We start from the raw sequence: 23,628 nt of genomic DNA on the forward strand, positions 1-23,628 counted from the left end.
GGAAGAGCACATGTCACGCAAGCACCCGATCATCTCGATCACCGGCTCGTCCGGCGCGGGCACCACATCGGTGATGCGCACCTTCCAGCAGATCTTCCGCCGGGAGGGCGTGGACGCCGCCTACGTCGAGGGCGACAGCTTCCACCGCTACGACCGCGCCGAGATGAAGGCCGCGATGGCCGACGCGCACACCCGGGGCGACCACACCTTCAGCCACTTCGGCCCCGAGGCCAACCTCTTCGACCAGCTCGAGGACCTCTTCCGCACCTACGGCGAGACCGGCACCGGCAAGATCCGCAGGTACCTGCACGACGAGCGGGAGGCCGCCCCCCACGGCCAGGAACCCGGAACGTTCACCCCGTGGGAGAGCCTGCCCGACGGCACCGACCTGCTGTTCTACGAGGGCTTGCACGGCGCCGTCGTGACCGACTCCGTCGACGTCGCGGGCCACGCCGACCTGCGCATAGGCGTCGTCCCGGTGACCAACCTCGAGTGGATCCAGAAGCTGCACCGCGACAAGGTCACGCGCGGCTACACCGCCGAAGCCGTCGCCGAGACCATCCTGCGCCGCATGCCGGACTACGTGCACTACATGTGCCCGCAGTTCTCCCACACCGACGTGAACTTCCAGCGGGTGCCCATCGTCGACACCTCCAACCCGTTCATCGCCCGCACCATCCCGAGCGCCGACGAGTCGATGCTGATCATCCGCTTCCGGGACCCGCACGGCATCGACTTCCCCTACCTGCTCGCGATGCTGCACGACTCGTTCATGTCCCGGCCGAACACCATCGTCTGCCCCGGCGGGAAGATGGACCTCGCCATGCAACTGATCTTCACGCCGATGATCATGCGGTTGATGGAGCGGCGCCGGACGGAGCTGATGGTGGTGTGATCCCAGGAGAATGCGGCCATGATCACCGCTTCAATGCGAGAGCGGCCACATCGAGGGGTTGAGCGCCGCGCGCGCGTGTGAAACCGGTCTTCGGGGGGCGCCGCGCGCCTGCCCGGGCAGGTTCTGGCCTGCCCGCGATGTGTCCGGGAGGGGTCGCAGAGACCCCTCGCCGCCCAGAGCCACCGGTGCGAGCCCGGGCAAGGCGCGTGCTGGAGCCCATAGCCCTCGCTCAGAGGATCAGGCCCCGCCCGTCGACGACCGGCCGCCCGTCGAGGAGGACCTCTCCCCCACCCCGGAGGTCCTTGACGATGTCCCAGTGGATGGCCGACCGGTTGGTCCCACCGCACTCCGGGTAGGCGCGGCCGAGCGCGATGTGCACCGACCCGTTGATCTTCTCGTCGATCAGGATGTCGTCGCAGACGAGGTCGATGTGGGGGTTGGTGCCGATGCCGAACTCCCCGATCGTCCTCGCCCCGTCGTCGGTGGCGAGCACCGAGCGCAGGTAGTCCTCGTGGGTGGAGGTGGTCGCCTCGACCAGCACGCCCTTCTCCCACCGCAACCGGAGGTCGTGCATCTTGCGGCCACCGAGCACGGCCGGGTTCTCGAAGGAGATCCAGCCGTCGACGGTGTCGGTGACCGGGGCGGTCATGAGCTCGCCGTCGGGCATGTTCGTCCGGCCGTCGGCGACGACCCAGGTGCGGCCCTCGATCGAGAACCGCAGGTCCGCCCCCGGTCCCCGGATCTCGATCGTCCGGCCGCCCGCCGCCCGGTCCGCCCATCCGCGCCACTGCGCCGCCGCGGCGTCCCAGTCGAGCAGGCACCCGGCGAAGAACATCTCGGTCACCCGCTCCAGCGACACGCCCGCCTGGTCGGCGAATGCCTGGTTCGGGACGCGGGCCAGCGCCCACCGGGTGTTCTGCCACCGCAGCGTGGAGATCCGCCCCTGTGCGGCCTGGTTGACGGCGAGCCGGTCGGAGGGGACGTCCGCGTGGACGTCGAGGTCGAAGCCGCCGCGCAGCGCGATGTAGACGTCGGCCCAGTCCATCCCGTACGCCTCGATCTCCGGCACCCACGCGAGCTGCGCGGCGTCGCCGTGCGCCAGTACCGCGTGCCGCAGCTCCTCGGAGAGGAACTGCACCTGGGGAAACCCGCCGGCCTCGACGACCGCCTCGAACACCGCCCGCGCGAGCGGGTAGGACCCCACCTCGCCCATCGCGATCATCACGCGCTCGCCGGGCCGGACGCGCGTGGAGTGCTCGACGAGGACCCGCCCGACGGCACCCCAGCGCGGGTCGCCGTCGAGACCGGTCACGGCACCGCCCCCGCCGGCTCCCCGAGCGTCCGCGACGCCGCCATGAGCGCGGCGACCCTGGCCTCGTCGACCTCGTTCCAGATGTGGCCGTCGCGCTTGAACGCGGTGCCGACGATCGCCCCGTCGGCCACCTCGAGCTGGGCGGCGACGGTGTCGGCGCGCACTCCGGTGTTGGCGAACACCGGGGTGCCCGGGACCGCCGCCTTCACCGCGCGCAGCGTGTCGGCCGACGTGTCCGCGCCGGCGGTCAGCCCGGACACGCACAGCCCGTCCGGCCGGCAGTTGAAGACCGTCGACGTCGCGACGGAGGCCACGTCCCGGTCGTTGAGGTACACCGCGGCCTCGGGAACGATGTTGTAGAGCAGCCGCACGTCCTGGCCGCCCACGCTCCTGCGGTGCCGGACGGTGCGGCCCGCGTTGGTGTTCCACACGCCGAAGTCGCTGGCGTACGCACCGCTGAACACCTCGCGCACGAACCTCGCGCCCGTGGCGACGGCGAGGTCGACGGTGGCCGTGGCGTCCCACAGCACGTTCACGCCGAACGGCACCGTGATCTGCGAGCGCAGCTCCCCGACGACCCGGGCCATGGTGGCGGTCGTGATCGGTTCGACCTGGGTCAGGTACGGCAGGCTCGCCTCGTTCGAGAACATGACGCCGTCCACGCCACCGTTCTGCAGCGCCCGCAGGTCGCGGCGCGCCGCTTCGAGCACCCCTTCCACCCCGGCGTCGGCGTCGTAGTCCGGATCGCCCGGGAGCGGCTTCAGGTGGCACATCGCCACGATCGGCTTCTCCGCGGCGAAGACGTCGCGCATCCAGTTCATCCGGGTTCTCTCATCTCCTCTTTCGCGACCCCGCGCGGTGCGGGGTCCTCCGGGCGGGGCGGCCGGGCCACCCGCCCTCGCCGTCGCCTGTGGACCGCGTCCAGCACCATGACCGCCACGAGGATCAGACCCTGCGCGATCGTGTACTCGAACGGGCTCAGCCGCATGATGTTGAAACCGCTGGAGACCATCTCGAGCGTCACCGTGGCGAGCACGACGCCCAGCACCGTGCCGAAGCCGCCGAACGGGTTCGTCCCGCCCAGCACCGCGACGACGATCGCCAGCAGGAGGTAGGACGCGCCGTAGTCGGGGCTCGCGCTGGCCGAGCGCGAGGCGATGATCACGCCGGCGATCCCGGCGAGCAGCCCCGTCACCACGTAGGTGGTGAGCAGCACGCGGCGGTTGCGGATCCCCGAGAACCGGGCCGCGGTCGGGTTGGCGCCGACGAGCCGCAGCTTCGTGCCGAGCGGCGAGCGGTCGAGCAGCACGGCGAGGGCCGCTGCGACGAGCACGAACGCGACGAACGAGATCGGGATCAGCGCCACCGTGTTGATGCCGATCGCGAGGAACGCCTCCGGCATCCCGTAGAGCACCTCCCCGCCCGTCCACGCGATCGCGATGCCGTTGTAGAGCTGCATGGTGCCGAGCGTCGCGAGGATGGGCGTCACCCCGACGACCGCGACGAGGAACCCGTTGAAGAGGCCCGCGAGCAGGGCCACCAGCAGTCCCGCCGCAACGAACAGCACGGTCAGCAGCACCGCGTGCCCGCCGGTGGCGTCGGCACCGCCCGCGGCCGCGAAGAGCGTGGCCGTGGTGAGCGCCGTGAGGTTCGCGACCGAGACGATCGACAGGTCGATGCCCCCGGTCAGCATCGCGACCATGATCGCCAGGCTGAGCAGCCCGATCTCGGGCACCGTGAACGCGATCGTCTGGAAGTTGACCACCGAGAAGAAGATGTCGGGGCTCAGCACGGAGAAGCCGACGAGCACCGCGAGCGCGAGCGCCAGCAGCCGGGACAGGCTGCGCCGCTCCTGCAGGACGCCGACGATCCGCCTGGTCGCGGCGTCGAGAGCGGTCATCGTCATCAGGCCCGCGCCTCCTCGAGCTCGACGGCCCGCCGCCTGGCGGCCTTGCGGCGGGCTCCGAGCGCCTGGATCGACACCCCGGCCACGAGCAGGACGCCGACCGCGGCGCGCTGCCAGGTGCCCGGCACCCCCATCAGGATCAGGCTGTTCTTGATCACGGCGATCAGGACGACACCCAGCACGGTGCCCAGCACCGATCCGCGGCCGCCGAGGATGGACGCCCCGCCCAGCACGACGGCGGCGATGATGTCGAGCTCGGTGCCGGCGAGCTCGTAGGGATTGGCGTTGCGGGACAGCGTGACGTGCATGATGCCCGCGATCCCGGCCAGCAACCCGACCAGCGCGTAGATCGCCAGCTGGAGGCGGACGACGGGGAACCCCGCCCGCCGCGCGGACTCGGCGTCGCCGCCCAGCGCGTACACGCCCCGCCCGAACATCGTGCGCTGCAGGAGCCAGTGCACGGCGAGGCATGCCAGTACGACGGGCACGACGAAGACGTGCAGCCGGGCCGCCACCGGGCCCTGCTGCACGACGAAGAGGTCCGTCGTGGACAGCTGCGCGATGCTGGCGGGCAGCTCCGCGATGTACTTGGAGCCGATGTAGGCGAGCAGGACGCCCCGGAAGACCCCCTGCGTGCCGAGCGTGACGATGAGCGTCGGCAGCCCGAAGCGCGCGATCAGGCCACCGTTCACCAGGCCCAGCAACGAGCCGATCACGACGGCGACGAGGAGCGCGCCCAGCACACCGGGGTCGGAACCGCCGCCCTGCGCGATGACGATCGTCGTGTAGCCGGCGAAGATCCCGATCACCGGGAAGGACACGTCGATCCCGCCCGAGACGATCACGATGAGCACGCCCAGCGCGAAGACGGTCTCGACCAGCGAGTTGCGCAGGATCGAGAACAGCGTGGACACGGTGAGGAAGTCCGGGTTGACCATCGTCATCCCGGCCACGACCACGAGGATCGTCAGCGCGAGCACGCCCTCGTTGTTCCGGCCGCGCACCCGGTGCAGCCACGCGGCGCTCATGCGCTCAGCCCCTCGAGGATCGCGCCCTCGGTGACGCCGTCCCCGTCGATCACCCGGTGGATGCGGCCCCGCCGGACGACGAGGACGCGGTGGCAGACCGCGACCAGCTCCGGGATGTCGTCGGAGACGACGATCACGCCCGTGCCCCGGCCCGCCTCCCGGCGCAGGATGTCGAGGATCTCCTCCTTCGAGCCCACGTCCACCCCGACGGTCGGGCTGTTGAGGACGAGCACCCGCGGTCCTCGCGCCAGCCACTTCGCCAGCACCACGCGCTGCTGGTTGCCACCCGAGAGGCTGCGGATGGGGGCCGCGACGGAGGGCGCCTTGATCCGCAGCGCGGCGAAGAAGGTGTCGATCGTCCGCGCCAGGCGCGCCCGGTCCAGCAGCCCGGACCGGGCCCGGTGCAGGTCGAGGCTGCCGGCCACGACGTTGTCGGCGATCGACTGGTCGAGGAAGAGCCCCTCGGTGAGCCGGTCGCTGGGCACGTACCCGATCCCCGCCGCGACCGCGTCGTCGATCCCGCGGATCTCGACCTGCGCGCCGCCGACCTCGACCCGCCCGCGCTGTGCGGGCGTGACGCCGAACAGGGCCTCGGCGATCTCGGACCGCCCCGAGCCGAGCAGCCCGGTGATGCCCAGGATCTCCCCCGGCGCCACGTCGAACGTGACGTCCTCGAACGCCCCGTCCAGGCCGAGCCCGTCGACGCTCAGCACCGGCCGGGCGGTCCCGTCGAGGGACGGCACGTCGCGCTGGTCGCGCACGTCCCGCCCGGTCATCGCCCGTGCCAGCGACGTCCGGTCGAACTCCTCGACGCGGCCCGACGCGACCACCGCGCCGTTGCGCATGACGGTGACGTGCTGGGAGATCTCCAGCACCTCGTCCAGCTTGTGGCTCACGAAGACCGTGGCCACGCCGCGCTCCCGCAGGGTCTCGACCACGCGGAAGAGGGCGCGGACCTCGCGCTGGGTGAGCGCCGTGGTCGGCTCGTCCATGAAGAGCACCCGCGCCTCCTCGGCGAGGGCCCGGCAGATCGCGGTGAGCTGCCGGTCGGCGACGGTCAGCTCCTCGACGCGGGCGTCGAGGTCCAGCTGGACCCCGAGCTCGGCGACGACCGCGGCCGCGCGGGCGCGGACCCGGCGCGGGTCGACCAGCTTGCGGCGGTGCGCGATGAGGGGCGCCAGCGCGATGTTCTCCGCGACGGTGAGGTTCGGGAACAGGGAGAAGTCCTGGTAGATGACCTGGATCCCGGCGCGGAGCGCATCGGCTGGGTTCATCCGCGGGCGCGGCGTCCCCCCGATCTCGATCTCACCGGCGTCGGGTACCTCCACCCCGGAGAGGATCTTGATCAGGGTCGACTTCCCGCACCCGTTCTCCCCGGCGAGGCAGCGCACGTCCCCGGCCCGGATCTCGAGGGTGACGGCATCGAGCGCCTGCACACCGCCGAAGCGCTTGGAGATGCCACGGGCGGCGAGCACGGTGCCGCTCGTCGTCGCCACGGTCAGAACTGGTAGTCGTCGATGTTCGACCGGTCGACCGCGATGGCCGCGTCCCCGACGAACACCTTCGGGTTGGTCGGCGACACGGTGAGCGACTCGTACCCGGGGATCCCCAGGTTCGTGCCCTGTTCCACCGGCTCACCGCTCGCGAGTCGCTGCGCGATCGTCATCATCGCCTTGCCCGCCACGGCCGGGTCCCAGAAGAAGATCTTGTCGATCGAGCCGTCCTCGAGGTACTTCTTCGCCACCGAGGGGATCGACGTGCCCATCACGCACACCTGGTCGGCCAGGCCAGCCTCCTGCACGGCGCGGGCGATGCCGGCCACGTCGGTGCCGGCCGAGCCCTGGAAGCCCTTGAGGTCCGGGTACGTCGCGAGGAGCTCCTTCGCCCGCTCGTAGGCGACCGACTCGTCCTCCTTGGACTCGATCGGGTCGACCACGCGCTCGATGCCGGGGTAGTTCGCCTTCGCGTGCTCGAGGCCGCCCTCGACCCACTCCATGTGGGTCTTCGCGGTGAGGTTGCCGACGAACGCCGCGTACTTCCCCGAGCCGCCCATGCACGTGGCGAGGCTGTCGACGATCTGGGAGCCGTAGGTCTTGTTGTCGAACGCCTCGACGTCGGCGTCGACGTTCTCCTGGTTGCTCGCCTCGTGGGTGACCACGAGGATCCCCTGGTCCCGGGCCCGCTTGAGCGTCGCCTCGAGGGACTCCGGGGAGTTGGGCACGACGCCGATGGCGGTGGGCCGCTGCGCGATCAGGTCCTGGATGACCTTCACCTGCTTCTCCGGGCTCGCGTCGTCGGCGCCGGTCTGCGTCGCGTCGATGCCGGTGCCGTCGGCGAACTCCTGGATGCCCTGCTCCATGCGGTCGAACCAGCCGACCCCGACCAGCTTCACGACGTTGACGAAGCGCATGTCCTCGGGCGCGAGGTTGCGGTCCCCGCCCGGCGGGCCGCTCTGGGCGACCGTGCCGCTGCCGCATGCGGCGAGCACCAGGGCGGCTCCCATGGCGCCCGCTGCCATGACCATCTTGCGCATCGACACTCCTCGTCGTCCGGGGCACGTGGCCGGAACAATGCACGACTTCGTGCAATGATCGGAGAGAATGCACAGTATCGTGCGATCGGTCAAGTAGGGCCGCAGCGCGCGCGGACCGGGGTGCCGTACGGTCTGGGCCGATGAAGGAGGAGTGGTGGGCAAGCAGCGCCGCGAGGAGATCCTCCGCCGCGTGCAGCGGCACGGCTATGTGAGCGTCAGCCAGCTGGCACAGGACTACCAGGTCGACGGCTCGACGATCCGGCGCGACCTCGCCACGATGGCCGAGCTCGGCGTGATCGTCCGCAGCCATGGGGGCGCCACGCTGCCCGGCGAGCCCGCCGAGATCCCGTACGAGGTCAAGGTCGGCAAGAACGTGGCACAGAAACGTGCGATCGCCCGGGCCATCGCCGAGATGGTGCCACCCGGGAGCTCGCTGCTGATCGACAGCGGGTCCACCACGCTGGAGGTCGCGCAGGCGCTGCGGGAGCACCGGGGAATGACGGTGATCACCAACGACCTGCGGGTGGCCGCCGAGGTCGCGAACCAGGGCGACGTCCGCCTGATCGTCCCGGGCGGCGAGGTGCTGCCCGCCGTCTACACGCTCGCGAGCGAGCGCGCCGTCGACCTGATCGGGGAGTTCCACGTCGACTACGCGGTGCTGGCCGCGGACGCCGTGGACCCGCAGGGCATCACGAACACGAACAGCAACGAGGTCTCGATGAAGCGGGCCATGGTGCGCGCGGCGGCCCAGGTCCTCGTCGTCGCCGACAGCTCGAAGTTCGGCCACACCGCGCTCGTGCGGATCACCGGCTTCGACGACGTCGACCTGGTCGTGACCGACGACGGTCTCGACGCGGACGACGCCGCGGCCTACCCGGTGCGGATCCTGCGGGTGCACCCCGAACCGGCGCTCCAGCCCCCGCAGACCGTCCCGCAGGAGCAGGCGCCGCGCACGGTCCTGGAACCCGCCGTGGTCCCGACCGGCGCCCGGGTGCCCGCCTACCCGCAGGTGGGCGCCGAGTGAGGTTCATCGGCGTCGACATCGGGACCGGCAGCAGCAAGGGCGTCGTCGTGGACGCGGCCGGATCCGTCCTCGCCGCGCACACCCGCCCCCACGTCACGGCGTCACCGCACCCCGGCTGGTTCGAGCACGATGCCGACGAGGTGTGGTGGGCCGCGGTCACCGACATCCTCCGCGCGCTCCTGCGCGAGGCACCCGGCCCGGTCGACGCGGTCGCCGTCAGCGGGATCGGCCCCGCCGTTCTGGTCACGGACTCCCGGGACCGGCCGTTGCGCCCGGCGATCCTCTACGGCATCGACACCCGCGCGGAGCGGCAGGTCGCGGCGCAGAACGAACGGTTCGGGCCCGACACGCTGCTGGCGTCGGTGGGGAACCTGCTGACCAGCCAGGCGGTGGGCCCGAAGCTGGCATGGGTGGCGGCGAACGAGCCGGAGACGTTCGCCCGCACGCGCCGCTTCTACTCCGCGCCGGGATGGGTGGTGCGCCGGCTGACCGGCGCGTACACGCTCGACCACTACTCGGCCAGCGGGTCCGATCCGCTCTACGACCTGCGCGCGCGGGACTGGTGGGAGCCGGGCTGGGCGGAGCTCGGCGGGCTGGAGCGGCCGCGGCTGGCCTGGCCCGGCGACGTGGTCGGGTCGGTCACGCAGGAGGCCGCCGACGCCACGGGCCTCGCCCTCGGCACGCCCGTGCTCGCCGGCACCGTCGACGCCCTCGCCGAGGCCTACAGCGTCGGGTGCCGGGCCCCCGGCGACACGATGCTGATGTACGGCTCCACGATGTTCGTCATCCAGACCGTCTCCGCGCCCGCGGTCCACCCCGGGCTCTGGGCCGCGGTGGGGCGGACGGGCGAGACGTTCTCCTCCGCAGCGGGGATGTCCACGTCCGGCCTGATCACCGGGTGGCTGGCCGAGGTCACCGGGAGCGGGTTCACCGACCTGCTCGACGAGGCGCGGCGGGTACCGGCGGGCAGCGACGGGCTCCTGCTCCTCCCCTACTTCGCGGGGGAACGCACGCCGATCTTCGACCCGCGGGCGCGCGGCGCGTGGGTGGGGCTGTCCCTGCGGCACGGACGGGGTCACCTCTACCGGTCGGCCCTCGAGGCCGTGGCGTTCGGGGTGCGGCACAACCTGGCCACGATGGCCGAGGCGGGGGCGACGCCGCAGCGGCTCGTCGCGGTCGGCGGCGGCACCCGCGACGACCTGTGGACGCAGATCGTCTCGGACGCCACCGGGCTGGTGCAGGACGTCCCGTCGGTGACGGTCGGGGCGTCGTACGGCGACGCCCGGATGGCGGCGGACGCGACCGGCGTCGACACCGGCGGATGGAACCCCGTCGCCCGCCGCGCACGGCCCGACCCGGCCGTCCGCGACGTCTACGACCTGCTGTACGGCGAGTACCTGCGGGCGTATCCCGCCCTCGCCGACACCATGCACGTGCTGGCGGGCCTCAACCGCTGATGGTGTTCAGACCATGGCGAGCCGGTCCACCAGCAGCTCCACCCTCGGCCCGGTGTCCTCCGGCGGCAGCCGTCCCGACCGGGTCAGGGTCGCCACCCCGTGCAGGGACGCCCAGAACACCTCGGTGAACAACCCCGGGTCGACGCCGTTCCCGGCGACCTCGCCCAGGCTCTCCAGCAGCGCGGCGAAGGCGTCCTTCAGGGGTTCCGGGGTGTCCTCCTGCGCGTACGCGAGACCGCCGTCGAGCTGGAAGATGGCGTCGTAGACGGCCGGATTGCGGGCGGCGAAGTCGAGGTAGGCGTGCGCGAGGGCGGCGACCCGCTCGCGCGGGCCGTCCACGGCGGCGGTCGCGACCCGCACCACCGCGGCCATCTCGGTGGCGCCCTGGAGGGCGACGGCGCCGATGATCTCGCGCTTACCGCGGAAGTGGCTGTAGAGGACGGGCTGGCTGTACTCGATGCGCTCGGCGAGCCGGCGGGTGGTGACCGCGTCCCAGCCCTGCTGCTCGGCGAGCTCACGGGCCGTCGCCACGATGAGGCGCTCGCGCTCCGCCCGTTCGCGCTGCTTGCGCTCCTGCACCGACATGATCCGATCCTAGCATCGCTAGACAAGAGAGCGGCAGTAGTACTAGCGTTGCCTCATCAGCTAGCAGCACTAGATTCCAAGAGGGTCCCCATGCTCAGCGCACTCGAGGTCGTCACCACCGTGGTCGTCGGCGTGATGGTGGGGGTGGAGTTCTCCGTCGCCTTCGTCATCAACCCGATCCTCAACGCCCTCCCGGAGGACAGCAGCCAACTCGGCCACGCCCACGGGGGCCGGATGCTCGGCGCCGTGATGCCGACCTGGTACATCGGCTCGCTCGTCCTCGTCGGCGCCTGGGCCGTCGCCGGGTGGAACCACCCCGGCACCGGCCTCGTCGTCACCGGCGGCGCGCTGCTGGTCCTCAGCGTGATCATGTCGGTGCTGCTGCTGGTTCCGATCAACAACCGGAGCAAGACGTGGACCCCCGACAACCGGCCCACCGACTGGAAGCAGCAGTTGAACCGTTGGGACCGCCTCCACTACGTCCGCGTCGCCGTCATCGTCGCCGCGTTCGCCCTGCTGGTCACCGCCCTCACCTGAGCCCGAGGAGAAGAACGATGTCACTCAAGAAGATCAACACCGTCCTGGCCGCCGTCTTCATCCTGTTCATCCTCTGGTTCGGGACGGAGTTCATCCTGAGCCCGGAGACCACGGCGCCGGGCTTCGGCCTGCCGAGCTGGCCGTCCGGCGACGGCGGCGGCTTCCTGATCATCAAGGGCATCCGCGACGTCGTCATGGCCCTGGTCCTGGGCATCCTGCTGGTGACGGGCCACCGCCGGGCGCTGGGCTGGGTGCTGCTGGTGGAGGCCCTCGCCGCGTACGGCGACATGACCACCGTGCTGGCCCACCACGGCTCCGTGGCCACCGCGCTCGGCGTCCACGGCCTGACCGCGACCCTGATGGTGGCGGGCGGCCTGCTGCTGATGCGCGAGACCCGCGAGGTCGCGGCCGCCCCGCGGCCCGACGGCTCGGCTCAGCGGTCCAGCCAGACGGTGGCGTAGAACATGTCGCGCGAGACGTAGCGGACGATGCCCTTCACGTCGGGTTTGGCGATCGTCGACAGGTATCCGCGGCTGTACCAGCCCACCACGAGGTCCTGGTTGGCGAGCAGGTCCACCTGCTGGTAGACGCGCGCCCGCTCCGCGGGGTCGGCGGTGTTGAGGGCCTGGTCCAGCAGCTTGTCCATCTCGGGGTTGGAGTACTTGCCGTAGTTGCCGGGGCCTTCGGTGCGGAAGAGCCGGTGCACCGCGGGGTAGGGCGACTCCCACGGCCCGCCCACCCAGCTGGTGAGCTGGAAGTCGTTGCTCTGCACGACGGCGGACGAGAACTGGGCCAGGTCGTAGAACTGCAGCTGGACGTTGATGCCGATCGCGGCCATCTGCGCCTGGATGAACTCGCCGAAGGCGACGCGGTTGGGGGCGTTGGACGTCTTGAACGTGAAGTCGGGGTTCCCGCCCGACGCCCGGTACTCCTCGACCAGCTGCTTGGCGCGCTCGGGGTCGAACGCGGGCCACGCGTCGGATGCGGCCGGGTTGTGGTACGGGCTGTCGTCACCGAAGACGCTCTTCGCGGTCTGCAGCTGGTTGTCGTACTGGCTCACGCTCAGCGCGTTCACGTTGATGGCCCGGATGATCGCCTCGCGCATCCGGTGGTCGTCGAACGGTGGGCGCGCGAAGTTGAAGTACACCCACTCGGCGCCGTTGGCCGTGGCGTAGTACGTGGTGAGGTTCGGGTCGGCCATGGCCCGGGAGAGCTCGACGATGTAGCCGCCGAACACCACGTCGACGTCGCCGTTGACGATCGACGCCCAGCGCGACTCGGTGTCGGGGAGCGGCCGGAACTCCAGCCCGTCCAGGTGCGGGAGGCCTTCCTGCCAGTAGGTGGGGTTCTTGGCCATGGCGAGGCGGTTGTCGCGCACCCAGTCCACGAACGTGAACGGGCCGGCGCCGACCGGGTGGTTGCCGATCTCGTCGCCGTACTGCGCGAGCGCGGCCGGGGAGACGATGAACGCGAGGCTGCCGGTGCCGAAGGGTTGCGCGAAGGCGCTGGCGAAGTCACCGGTCGGCTCGGTGAGCGTGAACTCCACGGTGGTCGGGTCGATCGCGCGCATCGACTTGATGCGCTCCGTCAGCTGGTGCGCGGGCGAGGAGACCTTGTCGATGTGCCGCTGGGTGTTGATGATCACCGCGTCGGCGTCGAACGGCGTGCCGTCCGAGAACTGCACGCCGGGCGTGAGGGCCATCTTCCAGGTCAGCCCGTCGTCCGCGGTGTCCATGGACCGGGCGAGGTAGGGCTCGATCTCGCCCTTCGGGCCGAGCTTCAGCAGGTAGTCGTAGATGGCCGATGCGGCCTGGTTCGCGTTCTGGACCGTCGGGTCGAAGCTGACGATCTCGCGGTCCATGCCCAGCAGCAGGGTGCCGCCGTCCTTCGGCGTGCCCTCCTGCGCCGGGTCACCGCCGTAGGGGTTGATGGTCCGGACCTGGCTCTCCACGTCGGTCGGCGCGTTGATGCCGGGCGCGGCGCCGCAAGCCGCGAGGAGGACACTTGCGAGGGCCGTCGCGGCGAGCGCGAGGAACCTCGACGGTCGGTTGTTCTGCCGCATCGATCTCATCAACTCCCCATTGAGTTGGAGTGACGGTAGTCCCTACCCCTCAAGATGGCAACCATATTGTCGCCAATCTTGTGTCGCAGATAGCTAACGATCCTTCCGGTTCAGCACGGCGAGGACGGCGGCACGGACGTCCGCCGCGCCGGGGAGGTGGTCGTCCTCCAGCCCCGGGCTCACGGGGATCGGCCGGAAGGGCGCGGCGACGCGCTCGACCGGGGCGTCCAGGTCGTCGAACGCCGCGTGGCCGACGGCCGCCGCGACCTCGGCACCGAAGCCGCCCGTACCGACGGCCTCGTGCGCCACCACCAGGTGGTTCGTACGCGCCACCGAGGCCGCGATCGTGTCGAGGTCGAGCGGCACCAGCGTCCGGGGGTCGATCACCTCGACCTCGATCCCGTCGCGCGCCAGCTCGTCGGCCGCGGCGAGCGCCTCGTGCACCATCCGGGACAGCGCGACCACGGTGACGTCCCGCCCGGGTCGCAGGACGGCCGCCCGCCCGATCGGCGCCGGGGCCACCACGTCCGGGACCTCCTCGGCCCGGAAGTAGAGCGTCTTGTTCTCGACCACGACCACCGGGTCGGGGTCGGCGATCGCGGCGGCCAGCAGCGCGGCCGCGTCCACCGCCCGGCTGGGCATCACGACCTTGAGCCCCGGCACGTGGCACAGCCAGCTCTCCAGGCTCTGCGAGTGCTGGGCGCCCGCCCGCTGGCCCGCGCCGCCCTGGGTGCGCAGCACCATCGGCACCGACAGCTGCCCGCCCGACATGAACCGCGCCTTGGCCGCCATGTTGACGAGCTGGTCCAGCGCGAGGGTCAGGAAGTCGATGTACATGATCTCGAGGACCGGTCGCAGCCCCGACTGGGCGGCGCCGATCGCGATGCCGGTGATCGCGGCCTCGCTGATCGGGGTGTCTCGCACCCGGTCGGGGCCGAACTCCTCGACCAGCCCGCTGGTGATCGTGAACGGCCCACCCGCCGAGACGTCCTCGCCGATCACCAGCACGCGCTCGTCGGCCCGCATCGCCTCGGCGAGGGCCCGGCCCACCGCCTTCGCGTAGGTGGTCCTCACGAGCCGTACACCAGCGACGCCGCCAGCTCCGGGGTCGGCCACGCGCTCTCCCGAGCCCAGGTCACGGCGTCCTCCACCTCGGCGCGCGCCGCCTCCCGCACGGCCTTCGCCTCGTCGGCGTCGAACCAGCCCTGCTCGACGCCGGAGCGTTCCAGCCGCAGGACCGGGTCGCGCTGCTGCCACTCCTCGGTGGCGACGGCGGCGCGGTAGCGGTCGGGATCGCCCTCGTAGTGCCCCCGCAGGCGGTGGGTGAGCGCCTCCAGCAGGGCTGGGCCCTCCCCCGCGCGGACACCGGCCAGCAGCCGCCCGAACTCCTCCCACACGGCGACGACGTCGTTGCCGTCGACGGTCGCCGAGGCGATCCCCCACGGCGCGACGAGGTCGCTCACCCGCTCCACCGGGGTGTGCGCGGAGCGCGGGGTGAACTCGGCGAACCCGTTGTTCTCGCAGACCAGCACGACCGGGAGCCGCCACAGGGCGGCGATGTTCACCGACTCGGCGAACGTGCCCGCCTGCACCGCCCCGTCGCCGAAGAAGACGACCGAGACCGTGTCCCCGCCCTCGGTGGACTCGCCGCGCATCCGGGCGGCGAGCGCGCTGCCCAGCGCCGCCGGCACCGTCCCGCCGACGACCCCGGTGGCGCCGAGCATCCCGTGCGCGACGTCGACCAGGTGCATCGAGCCGCCCATGCCCCGGCACAGGCCGCCGTCGCGGCCCATCAGCTCCGCCAGGGTCTCCGGCATCGGTGCGCCCTTCGCGAGCACGTGACCGTGCGCGCGGTGCCCGCTGTAGACGACGTCGCGCTCGCGCAGCTGCCCGCAGACCGCCGCGGCCACGCCCTCGCCGCCGATGGACAGGTGGATCAGGCCGTGCACCTCGTCGGAGCGCTTGAGCCGACCGACCCGCTCCTCGAAGGCGCGGATCCGCCACATCGTGCGCAGTGCCGATCGCGCCTGGTCTGCGTTCACCCGACGCTCCGCACCGCCGTGATGATCTTGTCCTCGTCCGGCAGCACGTAGTCCTCCATCGGCTTCGCGTAGGCGATCGACGCGTCCAGCCCCGTGACCTGGACGATCGGGGCGCGCAGCGCGGAGAACCCGTGCTCGGCCACCTCGCCCGCGACCACCGTGGCCACCGAGGAGTGCCGGGTCGCCTGGTCGACGAGCACCAGCCGTCCCGTCTTCTCGACCGACGTGAGGATCGTGGCCGTGTCCAGCGGCGCGATCGTGCGCGGGTCGATCACCTCGACGTCGACGCCGTCGGCGGCGAGCCGCTCGGCGGCGGCGAGCGCGCGGTGCACCGTCCACCCGGTCGCGACGAGCGTGACGTCGGAGCCGGGGCGCTTGACGTCGGCCACGCCGAACGGCACGAGGTGCTCGCCCTCGGGTACCGGGCCCTGCTCCAGCAGCAGCAGGTAGTGGTGCAGGAACAGGACCGGGTTGTCGTCGCGGATGGCGCTCGCCATCAGCCCCTTCGCGTCGGCGGGGGTGGAGGGGAGCGCGACCTTCAGCCCGGGCACCCCCATGAACATCCCGTAGATCGAGCCGGTGTGCTGCCCCGCCCAGCCGGCCGTGAAGCCGTACCCGGCCTTGAGCACCAGCGGGGCGGTGACCCGCCCGCCGCTCATGTAGTGGAACCGGTTCGCCTCGTTCACGACCTGGTCCATCGCGACGAGCAGGAACTCGGCCATCGTGCAGTCGACGACGGGGCGCTTGCCCGCCAGGGCCGCCCCGGCCGCCATGCCGATCTCGGCGGTCTCCGAGATCGGGGTGACCCGCACCCGGTCGGGGCCGAAGGCCTTGAGGAACGGGTCGTCGGGGCTGCCTGCGACGCTCTGCCCGAACAGCACGACGTCCTCGTCGCGGGCCATCTCCAGGTGCACGGCCTCGTTGGCCGCCGCCATGTAGGTCATCTCGCGCGTCGTCACGCTGGTCACGGCGGCCTCCTCAGGCGTACACGTGGGGCGCATAGACATGTGACAGCGCCGCTGCGGGATCGGGATGGGGGCTCGCGAGCGCGAAGTCGACGGCGGCCTGCATCTCGGCGCGCGCCTCGCCGGCGATCCGGTCGGCCTCGTCCGCGGTGAGCTCACCGCTCTCGACGAGGTGGGCGCGCAACCGCGGCACCGGGTCGCCGCGCTTGGCGGCCTCGTACTCCTCGACGTTGCCGTACTTCGTCACCGCCTCGTGCTCGGGGTAGTGCAGCGGGACGCCGGGCGGGGCGATCGAGTTGCCGTGCGCGGAGAGCCGGTAGACCCGCGACTCGACGAGCGTCGGCCCCTCCCCCGCGCGCGCCCGCTCCACGGCTTCGGCCACCGTCTCCCGCACGAGCAGCGCGTCGCCGCCGTCGATCGTCACGCCCGGGATGCTGTAGGCGCGGGCCTTCGTGGCGAGCGGCTCGCCCGCGGCGGCGTTGGCGTCCTCCAGGTCGGTGCGCACGCCGGCGCTGTAGCTGTTGTTCTCCATGACGAAGACCACCGGCAGCTTCCACACCGCCGCGATGTTGAGCGACTCGTGGAACGCGCCCTGCTTGGACGCGCCGTCGCCGAAGAACGTCAGCACGACGTCGCCGCGCCCACGCAGTTGCGCGGCGTACGCCGCGCCGGTGCCCTGCGGGATGTTCTGCCCGACGATCCCGGAGGTGCCGAGGAACCCGCGTTCCGGGTCGGCGAGGTGCATCGAGCCGCCGTAGCCGCCGCAGATCCCGGTGGACCGGCCGTAGATCTCGGCCATCAGCGCCGACGTGTCGCTGCCCAGCGCGATCGGGTAGCCGTGGCACCGGTACGTGGACACCAGCTGGTCCCCCGGCCGCATCGTCGCCACCGACCCGACGATCGACGCCTCGGCCCCGTCCGCCAGGTGCGTGTGCCCGCGGATCACCCCGGGGTGATCGGTGAAGGTGCGCTTCACCCGCTCCTCGAACTCGCGGATCCGGATCATGTGCCGGAACATCTCGGCCGGTTTCACGGGCGCACTCCTTCGAACTGGGCCAGCGCCGTGCTGACGGTGCGGCGGAACATCTCCTCGATCGGCAACGCGCGCAGGGCGTCGGAGAGGACCTCCACGCCCCACGGGCCGCGGTAGCCGATCTCCGCGAGCACGCGGACGTAGCCGGGGATGTCGAACTCCCCCTCGCCGGGCAGGCGCCGGAACCGGGTGGTCTCCATGGAGTGGTCGGGCATGTCCGCGACCTGGCCGTCGGAGAGCTCGACGTAGAGCAGCCGGTCAGGGTGGATCACGCGCAGGTCCTCCGCGGTGATCGCCATCTTCCCGAGGTGCCAGGTGTCGATCGCGATGCCGCCGTTCGGCTCGCCTGCGCCGTCGAGGATCTGCAGCACGTCGGCGAGCGAGGTCGTGTTGATGTCGAACGGCATCAGCTCGTAGGTGATGAGCGAGTCGTGGTGCCGGGCGGCGTCCCGGCACAGCGCGCCGAAGGCGTCGGTGAGCTGGGCGAGCGACGCCGACGACCGGGCGAGGTTGCCGACCTTGATGTGGTGGGCCCCGAGCGCGGCGGCCGCGTCGAACAACAGCCGCCGCCGCTCGTCGGCGGCCGCCCGGCCGGGGTGGTCCGCGCCGACGAACCAGTCGTCGAGGAACTCCAGCTCGAGGTCCACGAGCCCCCGGTCGCGGAACGCCGCGCCGATGTCGGCCAGGGAGCGGGTCTCCAGCAGGTGCACCAGGTCGGTGTGCCACAGGCCGAGCCCGGTCATCCCGGACTCGACGGCCCGGTCGCAGCGCTCCTCCCAGTCGAACAGGCTCCACTCGCGCCCGGTGCGGATCGTCACCGGTCCAGCGGTGGTCCAGTAGGCGCCCAGGATGTCGGTCACTACTTCCCCTCCTCGATCATCAGGGCCAGCGGGCGTTCGAGCAGCGCCACGAGACGCGCGAGGAAGCGGGCGGCCTGCGCGCCGTCGACGACGCGGTGGTCGCAGGTGAGGGTCAGCGCCATCACCGGCACCGCGACGACCGCGCCGGCCCGCACCCGGGGCAGCTCCCGCACCGCGCCGACGGCGAGGATCGCGGCCTGCGGGGGCACGATCACCGCCGCGAACTCGGCCACGCCGAACATGCCGAGGTTGGAGACGGTGAACGTGGCGCCGTCCAGGTCGGCCGGGGTGGCGGCGCCGGCGCGGGCCCGGTCGACGAGCTCGCGCGTCGCGGCGGCGACGGCCACCGGCGGCCCGGGGTCGCGCACCACCGGAACGATCAGGCCGTCGGGGGTGTCCACCGCCACGCCCACATGCGGGCGGGGGTGGCGCAGCACGGCCCCGTCGGATGCCGAGGCGTTCATGTCGGGGTGCTCGCGCAGCGCGCGGCCCGCGGCGGACACGACCAGGTCGGTGATCGTGGGCACCGGGTCGGTGAGCTCGGCCAGCTCGGCGCGCAGCCGGGCCGCGCCGGTCGCGTCGGCCTCCGCGGTGAGGGTGAACACCGGCACGGCCGCGGCGTCGGCGAGGCGGCGGACGGTCGCCTGCCGGATGCGGCCGAGCGGCGCCCGCTCCGGTTCGGGGACGGGTTCCGCGGACCGCGCCGCGCCTTCCACGTCGTCGCGCACGATGCGCCCGTGCGGTCCGCTGCCGGCGAGCCCGTGCAGATCCACGCCGAGCTCCCGGGCCCGGCGCCGCGCCAGCGGGGAGGCGATCGGCCGGGCGGGCGCCGGGACGGGCCCGGGCGTGGACGCCGCAGCGGGCAGGGGCGCGGGGGCGGGGGCGCCGTCGCCGAGGCGCGCGATCACCGCGCCGACGGCGGCCGTCCCGCCCGCGGGCACGACGATCTCCAACACGCCCGCGGCCTCGGCCTCCAGGCCGACGACGGCCTTGTCCGTCTCGACCTCGGCGATCTCCTGACCGGCGCCGACCTCGTCGCCCGCCCCGTGCAACCAGCGCACGATGGTGCCTTCGGCCATCGACTCCGACAGCCGCGGCATGCGGACCTCGGCCGCGCTCCCGGTCATGGCGGCGACGTTAGGAACCCCCGGTGCGTCAGGCCATCGGCTCCGCGCGCCGATACGTGGTGCTGCGTGCACGCACCTCGCGCGGCGAGCAGCCGTACTCGCGCTTGAACACCTGGGAGAAGTGCGTGGCGTCGGAGAACCCCCACCGGTAGGCGATCTCGGTGACGGTGCCCCCGTTCGCGTCGGCGAGGTCCTGGTGGCACCGGGCGAGCCGGGCCCGGCGGACCATCGACGACACGGTGTCGCCGCTGCCCTCGAACGCCGCGTGCAGGGTGCGCAGCGACACCGACAGCTCGGCCGCGATCGCGTCCGGCCCCAGCGCGGGATCGGTGAGGCGGGCCCGGGCCACGCGCCGGGCCCGCGCCCGCAGCGCCTCCAGCCGCGCCTCCCGGTGCGCGGGCAGCAGCGGTTCCACCGCGGCGCGCAGCAGTTCCAGGGTGACGTCCCCGGCCGTCGCGCGGGTGGCCTCGTCCATCTCCGGGAGCTCCGCCATGACGGCGTCGGTGTAGCGGGCCAGCAGCCGGGCACCCGGGAGGCGCCCGAACGCGGGCACGTCCTTGACGTCGGCCAGGCGCGGGCTGGCCGCCAGCACGAGCTCGCGCGGGAACACCAGCGTCCGCTTGACGAACGGGGCGAGGACCTCGATCCCGAGCCCGCCCGTGCCGTCCCAGATGCCGAGGTCACCCGCGGAGAGCACGCGCTCGGTCCCGCCGCGGCGGATGCGCTCCGCACCGCGCAGCACGACCTGCACGCCGAACCGGCCCTCGCCCTCGTCGCCCATGACACCCGCGCCCCGGCGGCCGACCCACGGGTGGCACCGGCAGTCGACGATGCTGACGGCGCCCAGCCGCCTGCGGACGACCTCGCCCGTGAACGAACCCCGGGAGGTGTCGGGCACGCGCACGTCGAAGCCGACGTGGGTGGCGGCCAGCAGGCCCTCCCACTCCGCCGTGGACCGGGCGGACCAGCGCTCCTCGTCCGTCATCGCAGGCTCCCTCGACTGCTCCTGATCGCTCGCGCCGAGACTAGTTGCCGATCGCTTCCCCGTGCTCGTCCTCTGCGAGCATTCCCACGGCCTCCCGCAGCCGCTCCAGGTACTCGCCACGTTGCCGCCGGTAGCGCTCGACGGGAGCCGAGATCGTGTACGAGCCCATCAGGATCCCCCCGCTCCAGATGGGCACGGCGATGCAGGCCACGCCGTCCGAGAACTCCTCGACGTCCGTCGCGTATCCGTTCTTGACCACGCGGACGAGCTCCTTGGCGAAGACGTCGGCGTCGGTGATCGTCCGGTCGGTCACCCGTTCCAGCCCGTGCACGGCCAGGTAGCGGTCGCGGTCCGCGGGCTCGGCGAACCCGAGGAGCACCTTCCCGGACGCGCGGGCGTTCGCGGCGCCGCGGTAGCCCGGACGCAGGTTCGTCACCTGCACCGCGTGGGTGCCCTCGAGCCGGGCGAGCACCACCGGGTTCCCGCTGCGCCACGCCGACAGGTAGGCGCTCTCCCCGGTGACCTCGGTGATCCACTTCAGCGGGGTGAGCAGCTCCGGCGGCGGCACGGTCTGCTGGGCGTAGGCGACGGACAGCACCTCCATCGCGAACCCGAACCGGTACTGCTTGCGCTCGTCCCGGGTGAGCAGCTTGGCGTCGACCAGCGTGTTCAGCAGGTGGTAGACGGTGGGCACCGACGTGCCCAGCTCGGCGGCGAGGCGGGGGGCCGAACGCTCGTGCTCCGGCAGCGACGCGATCAGCATGAGCAGGTTGGCGGCCCGGGTCACCGACTGGATCCGGGTCCCCGTCCGCGTCCCCGACTTCGCGGTCTCACTCATCGGTCGGGGCTCCGGATCGAGACGCCGCCGTCGACCGGCAGGACGGCCCCGGTGATGTAGCGGGCCTCGTCGGACACGAGGAAGACCGCGGCGTGCCCGACGTCCCAGCCGGTGCCCTCGATCGCGAGCGGCGAGGCGGTGCGGCGGCGCTCGCGCAGCTCGTCGGGCATCCCGTCGGCCGACACCATGGGAGTGTAGATCGGGCCCGGCGCGATGCAGTTGACGCGGATCCCCTGTGCGGCGTGGTCGATGGCCATCGCCCGGGTCAGCGCGATCACCGCGCCCTTCGCGGCGGTGTACGGGGTGAGCCCGCGCGGGCGGAACGCCGAGATCGACGAGAGGTTGACGATCGCCCCGCCACCCCCTTCCGCCATCACCGGGACCACCGCCCGGCTCGCGTTCACGATCGTCGAGACGTTGATCCGCATGATCGTGTCCCACGTGGGCCCGTCGACGTCCAGGATGGTGCCGGGACCCTCGGTCCCGACGTTGTTGTCCAGCACGTCGATCCGGCCCCACCGCGCGACGGCGGCGGCGCCCATCGCCGCGCAGTCGTCGTCCGAGGTCAGGTCGGCCACGTGGGCCACGGCCTCCCCGCCCTCGTCGCCGATCATGTCGACGGTGTCCTGGGCGGCCTCCTCCTCGCGGTCGACCACGAGCACCCGCGCCCCGTGCCGGGCGAACAGGATGGCGGCGGCGCGCCCGGTGCCGATCCCGGCCGCCCGCGAGCCGCCGCCCGTCACGATCGCGACCTTCCCGGTCAGCCGCCGCGCCTGCGGCTCCGACCCGGAGCTCACGACAGCCCCATCAGGGCCGCCGCGGTGCCGCCCAGCATCTGCCCGACCTCGTCGTCGGTGATCTCGACCCCGTGCCGGCGGGCGGTCTCCGGGAGGGTGCGGAAGGCGTCGACCCAGGTGTGCAGCGGCATCACGTTGGAGATGCCGGGACAGTCGCTGCCGAACACGACGCGGCCCAGCCCGATGCCGTGCTTGATCTCGGAGATCCGGCCGACGAACCGCGCCTCGTCCTCGATCAGCAGGCCCTGCCAGAGCGAGAGCTCGAGGAAGACGTTCGGCTTCCAGCGCGCGATGTCCAGCGCCAGCGGGAACCAGGCCCGTTGCCCGGCGTGCAGGACCACGAAGGTCGTGTCCGGGAAGTCGGCGGCGGGCTCGTCGATGTGCAAGGGGCTCGCGTACGTGCTGACCAGCGGCGCGGCCATCGCGCCCGTGTGCACGGCCACCGGGACGCCGCGCTCGCCCGCGAGGGCGTAGAGCGGGCGGCAGACGGGGTCGGCGGGCGAGTACCCCGAGCAGGGGTGCATCTTGAGGCCGCGCGCCCCGGCGTCGAGCGCGTCCCGGACGATGTCGACCGCGTCGGGCCGCCGCGGGTCGACGCCGACGAACGCGATGAAGTGGTCCGGGTCGGCGCGGGCGAGGTCGGTGGCGAGGCGGTTCTCCTCCACGATCGACTTGTCGCCCTCGCCGAGCCGCAGCCCGTAGTCCGCGAGGAGCAGGCAGGAGCGGTCGACGCCCGCCTTCTCCATCTCGGCGCGGATCTCCGCCGCCCGCACCTCGACGTCCTGCACGGGCGCCCCGGAGTGGGCGTGGATCCCCACGACCCCGCCCCGGGCGGCGATCTCCCGCGCGGCCGAGTACCGCTCGAAGATCGACCACAGGTGGCGGTGCAGATCGATGATCACAGCTGAGCTCCCTCCGTAGTGCCCCGGACCCACGCGAGGTGCTCCCGGACGGCCGCGGCGAACTCCCGAGGCCGCTCCAGGAACGCCATGTGCGGTGCGTCCATCTCCACCAGCCGCGCGGCGGGCAGCCGCGCGGCGAGGTCCTGCATGACGGGCAGCGGTGTGGACCGGTCCTGGCGGCCCGCGACGCAGGTGACCGGGACGCGGATCTCGCCCAGCCGATCGAGCACGTCGTGGCGACCGATCGCGCGCCACGTGTCGGCCAGCGCGCCCGGGTCCATGGCGAGCAACCGGTCGCGCGCGTGCGCGAGCGGCGGTGCGTCCGGGTCCTGTTCCAACGCCCCGGGGGTGAACCACCGCGTCATGGTGTCGTCCAGCATTCCCGCGGCGCCGCGGGACTCGGTGTCGCCGGCACGGGCGTCCATCACCTGCTGGTCCCCGCGCGGCGTGGTGCAGGCCAGCACCAGCGAGCGGACCAGGCCGGGGTGTGCGAGCGCCAGGTGCATCGCCACCATGCCGCCCAGCGACGCCCCGACGACGTCGAGCGGGCCGGTGTGGTGGCCCGCGATCTCGTCGGCCATGTCGGCGAGCGTGAGACCGGGGCGGGCCCGGCGCCGCTCGCCGTGGCCGGGGAACGTCACCGCGCGGACGGGCGGCAGGTCCAGCCACGCGACGCAGTCGCGGTCGAGCCCGACCGGGTGCAGGAAGAGCAGCGTGCTCGCATCGGATCGCTCGGCCAC

24 protein-coding genes are annotated in these 23,628 nt (G+C 72.4%); 5 read left to right on the top strand and 19 right to left on the bottom strand.

From position 1 onward, the window contains the following. The first annotated feature begins 10 nt into the window (after nt 1-10). Nucleotides 11-895: a phosphoribulokinase gene (locus tag ACU436_RS04195; protein WP_459021778.1), complete on the top strand. Its 885-nt coding sequence runs from the start codon at nt 11-13 to the stop codon at nt 893-895. Between the two features lie 229 nt (nt 896-1,124). Here ACU436_RS04195 and ACU436_RS04200 read toward each other — a convergent pair whose 3' ends face one another. The 6 genes from ACU436_RS04200 to ACU436_RS04225 are packed head-to-tail and all read right to left on the bottom strand — an operon-like array spanning nt 1,125 to nt 7,674. After that, entirely contained in the window at nt 1,125-2,207 is a 1,083-nt protein-coding gene (locus ACU436_RS04200) for an aminopeptidase (protein WP_459021780.1), read from the bottom strand. Further along, complete coding sequence (locus tag ACU436_RS04205) at nt 2,204-3,028, bottom strand: BtpA/SgcQ family protein (protein WP_459021782.1); 825 nt, start codon at nt 3,026-3,028, stop codon at nt 2,204-2,206. The genes ACU436_RS04200 and ACU436_RS04205 overlap by 4 nt, the downstream gene beginning before the upstream one ends. Continuing rightward, nucleotides 3,025-4,113, bottom strand: coding sequence for an ABC transporter permease (locus ACU436_RS04210; protein WP_459021784.1), 1,089 nt, complete (start codon nt 4,111-4,113; stop codon nt 3,025-3,027). The genes ACU436_RS04205 and ACU436_RS04210 overlap by 4 nt, the downstream gene beginning before the upstream one ends. After that, complete coding sequence (locus ACU436_RS04215) at nt 4,113-5,141, bottom strand: ABC transporter permease (RefSeq protein ID WP_459021786.1); 1,029 nt, start codon at nt 5,139-5,141, stop codon at nt 4,113-4,115. Before ACU436_RS04215 ends, ACU436_RS04210 begins: the two co-directional genes overlap by 1 nt. Further along, nucleotides 5,138-6,637, bottom strand: a complete 1,500-nt coding sequence (locus ACU436_RS04220; protein ID WP_459021788.1) for a sugar ABC transporter ATP-binding protein — start codon at nt 6,635-6,637, stop codon at nt 5,138-5,140. Before ACU436_RS04220 ends, ACU436_RS04215 begins: the two co-directional genes overlap by 4 nt. A gap of 2 nt (nt 6,638-6,639) precedes the next feature. Then, entirely contained in the window at nt 6,640-7,674 is a 1,035-nt protein-coding gene (locus ACU436_RS04225; RefSeq protein ID WP_459021790.1) for a substrate-binding domain-containing protein, read from the bottom strand. A 154-nt stretch (nt 7,675-7,828) separates the two neighbouring features. Here ACU436_RS04225 and ACU436_RS04230 point away from each other — a divergent pair, with 154 nt between their 5' ends. Both ACU436_RS04230 and ACU436_RS04235 read left to right on the top strand, forming a co-directional pair. Next, nucleotides 7,829-8,698, top strand: a complete 870-nt coding sequence (locus tag ACU436_RS04230) for a DeoR/GlpR family DNA-binding transcription regulator (protein WP_459021792.1) — start codon at nt 7,829-7,831, stop codon at nt 8,696-8,698. Beyond that, nucleotides 8,695-10,155, top strand: coding sequence for an FGGY-family carbohydrate kinase (locus ACU436_RS04235; protein WP_459021794.1), 1,461 nt, complete (start codon nt 8,695-8,697; stop codon nt 10,153-10,155). Before ACU436_RS04230 ends, ACU436_RS04235 begins: the two co-directional genes overlap by 4 nt. Nucleotides 10,156-10,161: 6 nt before the next feature. Here the strand turns inward: ACU436_RS04235 and ACU436_RS04240 are convergent, their stop codons facing one another. Further along, on the bottom strand, nt 10,162-10,740 hold the full coding sequence (locus ACU436_RS04240; RefSeq protein WP_459021796.1) for a TetR/AcrR family transcriptional regulator: 579 nt from the start codon (nt 10,738-10,740) through the stop codon (nt 10,162-10,164). A 90-nt stretch (nt 10,741-10,830) separates the two neighbouring features. Here ACU436_RS04240 and ACU436_RS04245 point away from each other — a divergent pair, with 90 nt between their 5' ends. Further along, the gene (locus ACU436_RS04245; RefSeq protein WP_459021798.1) at nt 10,831-11,277 is read left to right on the top strand and encodes an anthrone oxygenase family protein; all 447 of its coding nucleotides are present in this window, start codon (nt 10,831-10,833) and stop codon (nt 11,275-11,277) included. 17 nt (nt 11,278-11,294) lie between these two features. Then, nucleotides 11,295-11,738 carry a DUF4267 domain-containing protein gene (locus tag ACU436_RS04250; protein WP_459021800.1) on the top strand — a complete coding sequence of 148 codons (444 nt, stop codon included), beginning with the start codon at nt 11,295-11,297 and terminating at the stop codon, nt 11,736-11,738. Here ACU436_RS04250 and ACU436_RS04255 read toward each other — a convergent pair. From ACU436_RS04255 to ACU436_RS04310, 12 genes are all read right to left on the bottom strand, one after another. Then, complete coding sequence (locus ACU436_RS04255; RefSeq protein WP_459021802.1) at nt 11,711-13,339, bottom strand: ABC transporter substrate-binding protein; 1,629 nt, start codon at nt 13,337-13,339, stop codon at nt 11,711-11,713. The two genes, ACU436_RS04250 and ACU436_RS04255, sit on opposite strands and share 28 nt — an antisense overlap. Nucleotides 13,340-13,432: 93 nt before the next feature. After that, entirely contained in the window at nt 13,433-14,413 is a 981-nt protein-coding gene (locus ACU436_RS04260; RefSeq protein WP_459021804.1) for an alpha-ketoacid dehydrogenase subunit beta, read from the bottom strand. After that, nucleotides 14,410-15,381 carry a thiamine pyrophosphate-dependent dehydrogenase E1 component subunit alpha gene (locus tag ACU436_RS04265; RefSeq protein WP_459021806.1) on the bottom strand — a complete coding sequence of 324 codons (972 nt, stop codon included), beginning with the start codon at nt 15,379-15,381 and terminating at the stop codon, nt 14,410-14,412. Before ACU436_RS04265 ends, ACU436_RS04260 begins: the two co-directional genes overlap by 4 nt. Continuing rightward, nucleotides 15,378-16,349 (bottom strand): alpha-ketoacid dehydrogenase subunit beta, encoded by a 972-nt coding sequence (locus tag ACU436_RS04270; RefSeq protein WP_459021808.1) that lies wholly within the window; start codon nt 16,347-16,349, stop codon nt 15,378-15,380. The genes ACU436_RS04265 and ACU436_RS04270 overlap by 4 nt, the downstream gene beginning before the upstream one ends. Nucleotides 16,350-16,359: 10 nt before the next feature. Further along, nucleotides 16,360-17,379 (bottom strand): thiamine pyrophosphate-dependent dehydrogenase E1 component subunit alpha, encoded by a 1,020-nt coding sequence (locus tag ACU436_RS04275; RefSeq protein ID WP_459021810.1) that lies wholly within the window; start codon nt 17,377-17,379, stop codon nt 16,360-16,362. Next, nucleotides 17,376-18,239 (bottom strand): sugar phosphate isomerase/epimerase family protein, encoded by an 864-nt coding sequence (locus ACU436_RS04280; protein WP_459021812.1) that lies wholly within the window; start codon nt 18,237-18,239, stop codon nt 17,376-17,378. Before ACU436_RS04280 ends, ACU436_RS04275 begins: the two co-directional genes overlap by 4 nt. Further along, entirely contained in the window at nt 18,239-19,366 is a 1,128-nt protein-coding gene (locus tag ACU436_RS04285) for a dihydrolipoamide acetyltransferase family protein (protein ID WP_459021814.1), read from the bottom strand. Before ACU436_RS04285 ends, ACU436_RS04280 begins: the two co-directional genes overlap by 1 nt. 28 nt (nt 19,367-19,394) lie before the next feature. Then, nucleotides 19,395-20,351, bottom strand: coding sequence for a helix-turn-helix domain-containing protein (locus ACU436_RS04290; RefSeq protein ID WP_459021816.1), 957 nt, complete (start codon nt 20,349-20,351; stop codon nt 19,395-19,397). Between the two features lie 40 nt (nt 20,352-20,391). After that, nucleotides 20,392-21,189 carry an IclR family transcriptional regulator gene (locus ACU436_RS04295; RefSeq protein ID WP_459021818.1) on the bottom strand — a complete coding sequence of 266 codons (798 nt, stop codon included), beginning with the start codon at nt 21,187-21,189 and terminating at the stop codon, nt 20,392-20,394. Further along, nucleotides 21,186-21,986 (bottom strand): SDR family NAD(P)-dependent oxidoreductase, encoded by an 801-nt coding sequence (locus ACU436_RS04300; protein WP_459021820.1) that lies wholly within the window; start codon nt 21,984-21,986, stop codon nt 21,186-21,188. The genes ACU436_RS04295 and ACU436_RS04300 overlap by 4 nt, the downstream gene beginning before the upstream one ends. Further along, nucleotides 21,983-22,888: an amidohydrolase family protein gene (locus ACU436_RS04305; RefSeq protein WP_459021822.1), complete on the bottom strand. Its 906-nt coding sequence runs from the start codon at nt 22,886-22,888 to the stop codon at nt 21,983-21,985. Before ACU436_RS04305 ends, ACU436_RS04300 begins: the two co-directional genes overlap by 4 nt. After that, complete coding sequence (locus tag ACU436_RS04310) at nt 22,885-23,628, bottom strand: alpha/beta fold hydrolase (RefSeq protein ID WP_459021824.1); 744 nt, start codon at nt 23,626-23,628, stop codon at nt 22,885-22,887. The genes ACU436_RS04305 and ACU436_RS04310 overlap by 4 nt, the downstream gene beginning before the upstream one ends.

The organism is Pseudonocardia wallangbongensis (genome assembly GCF_054486945.1).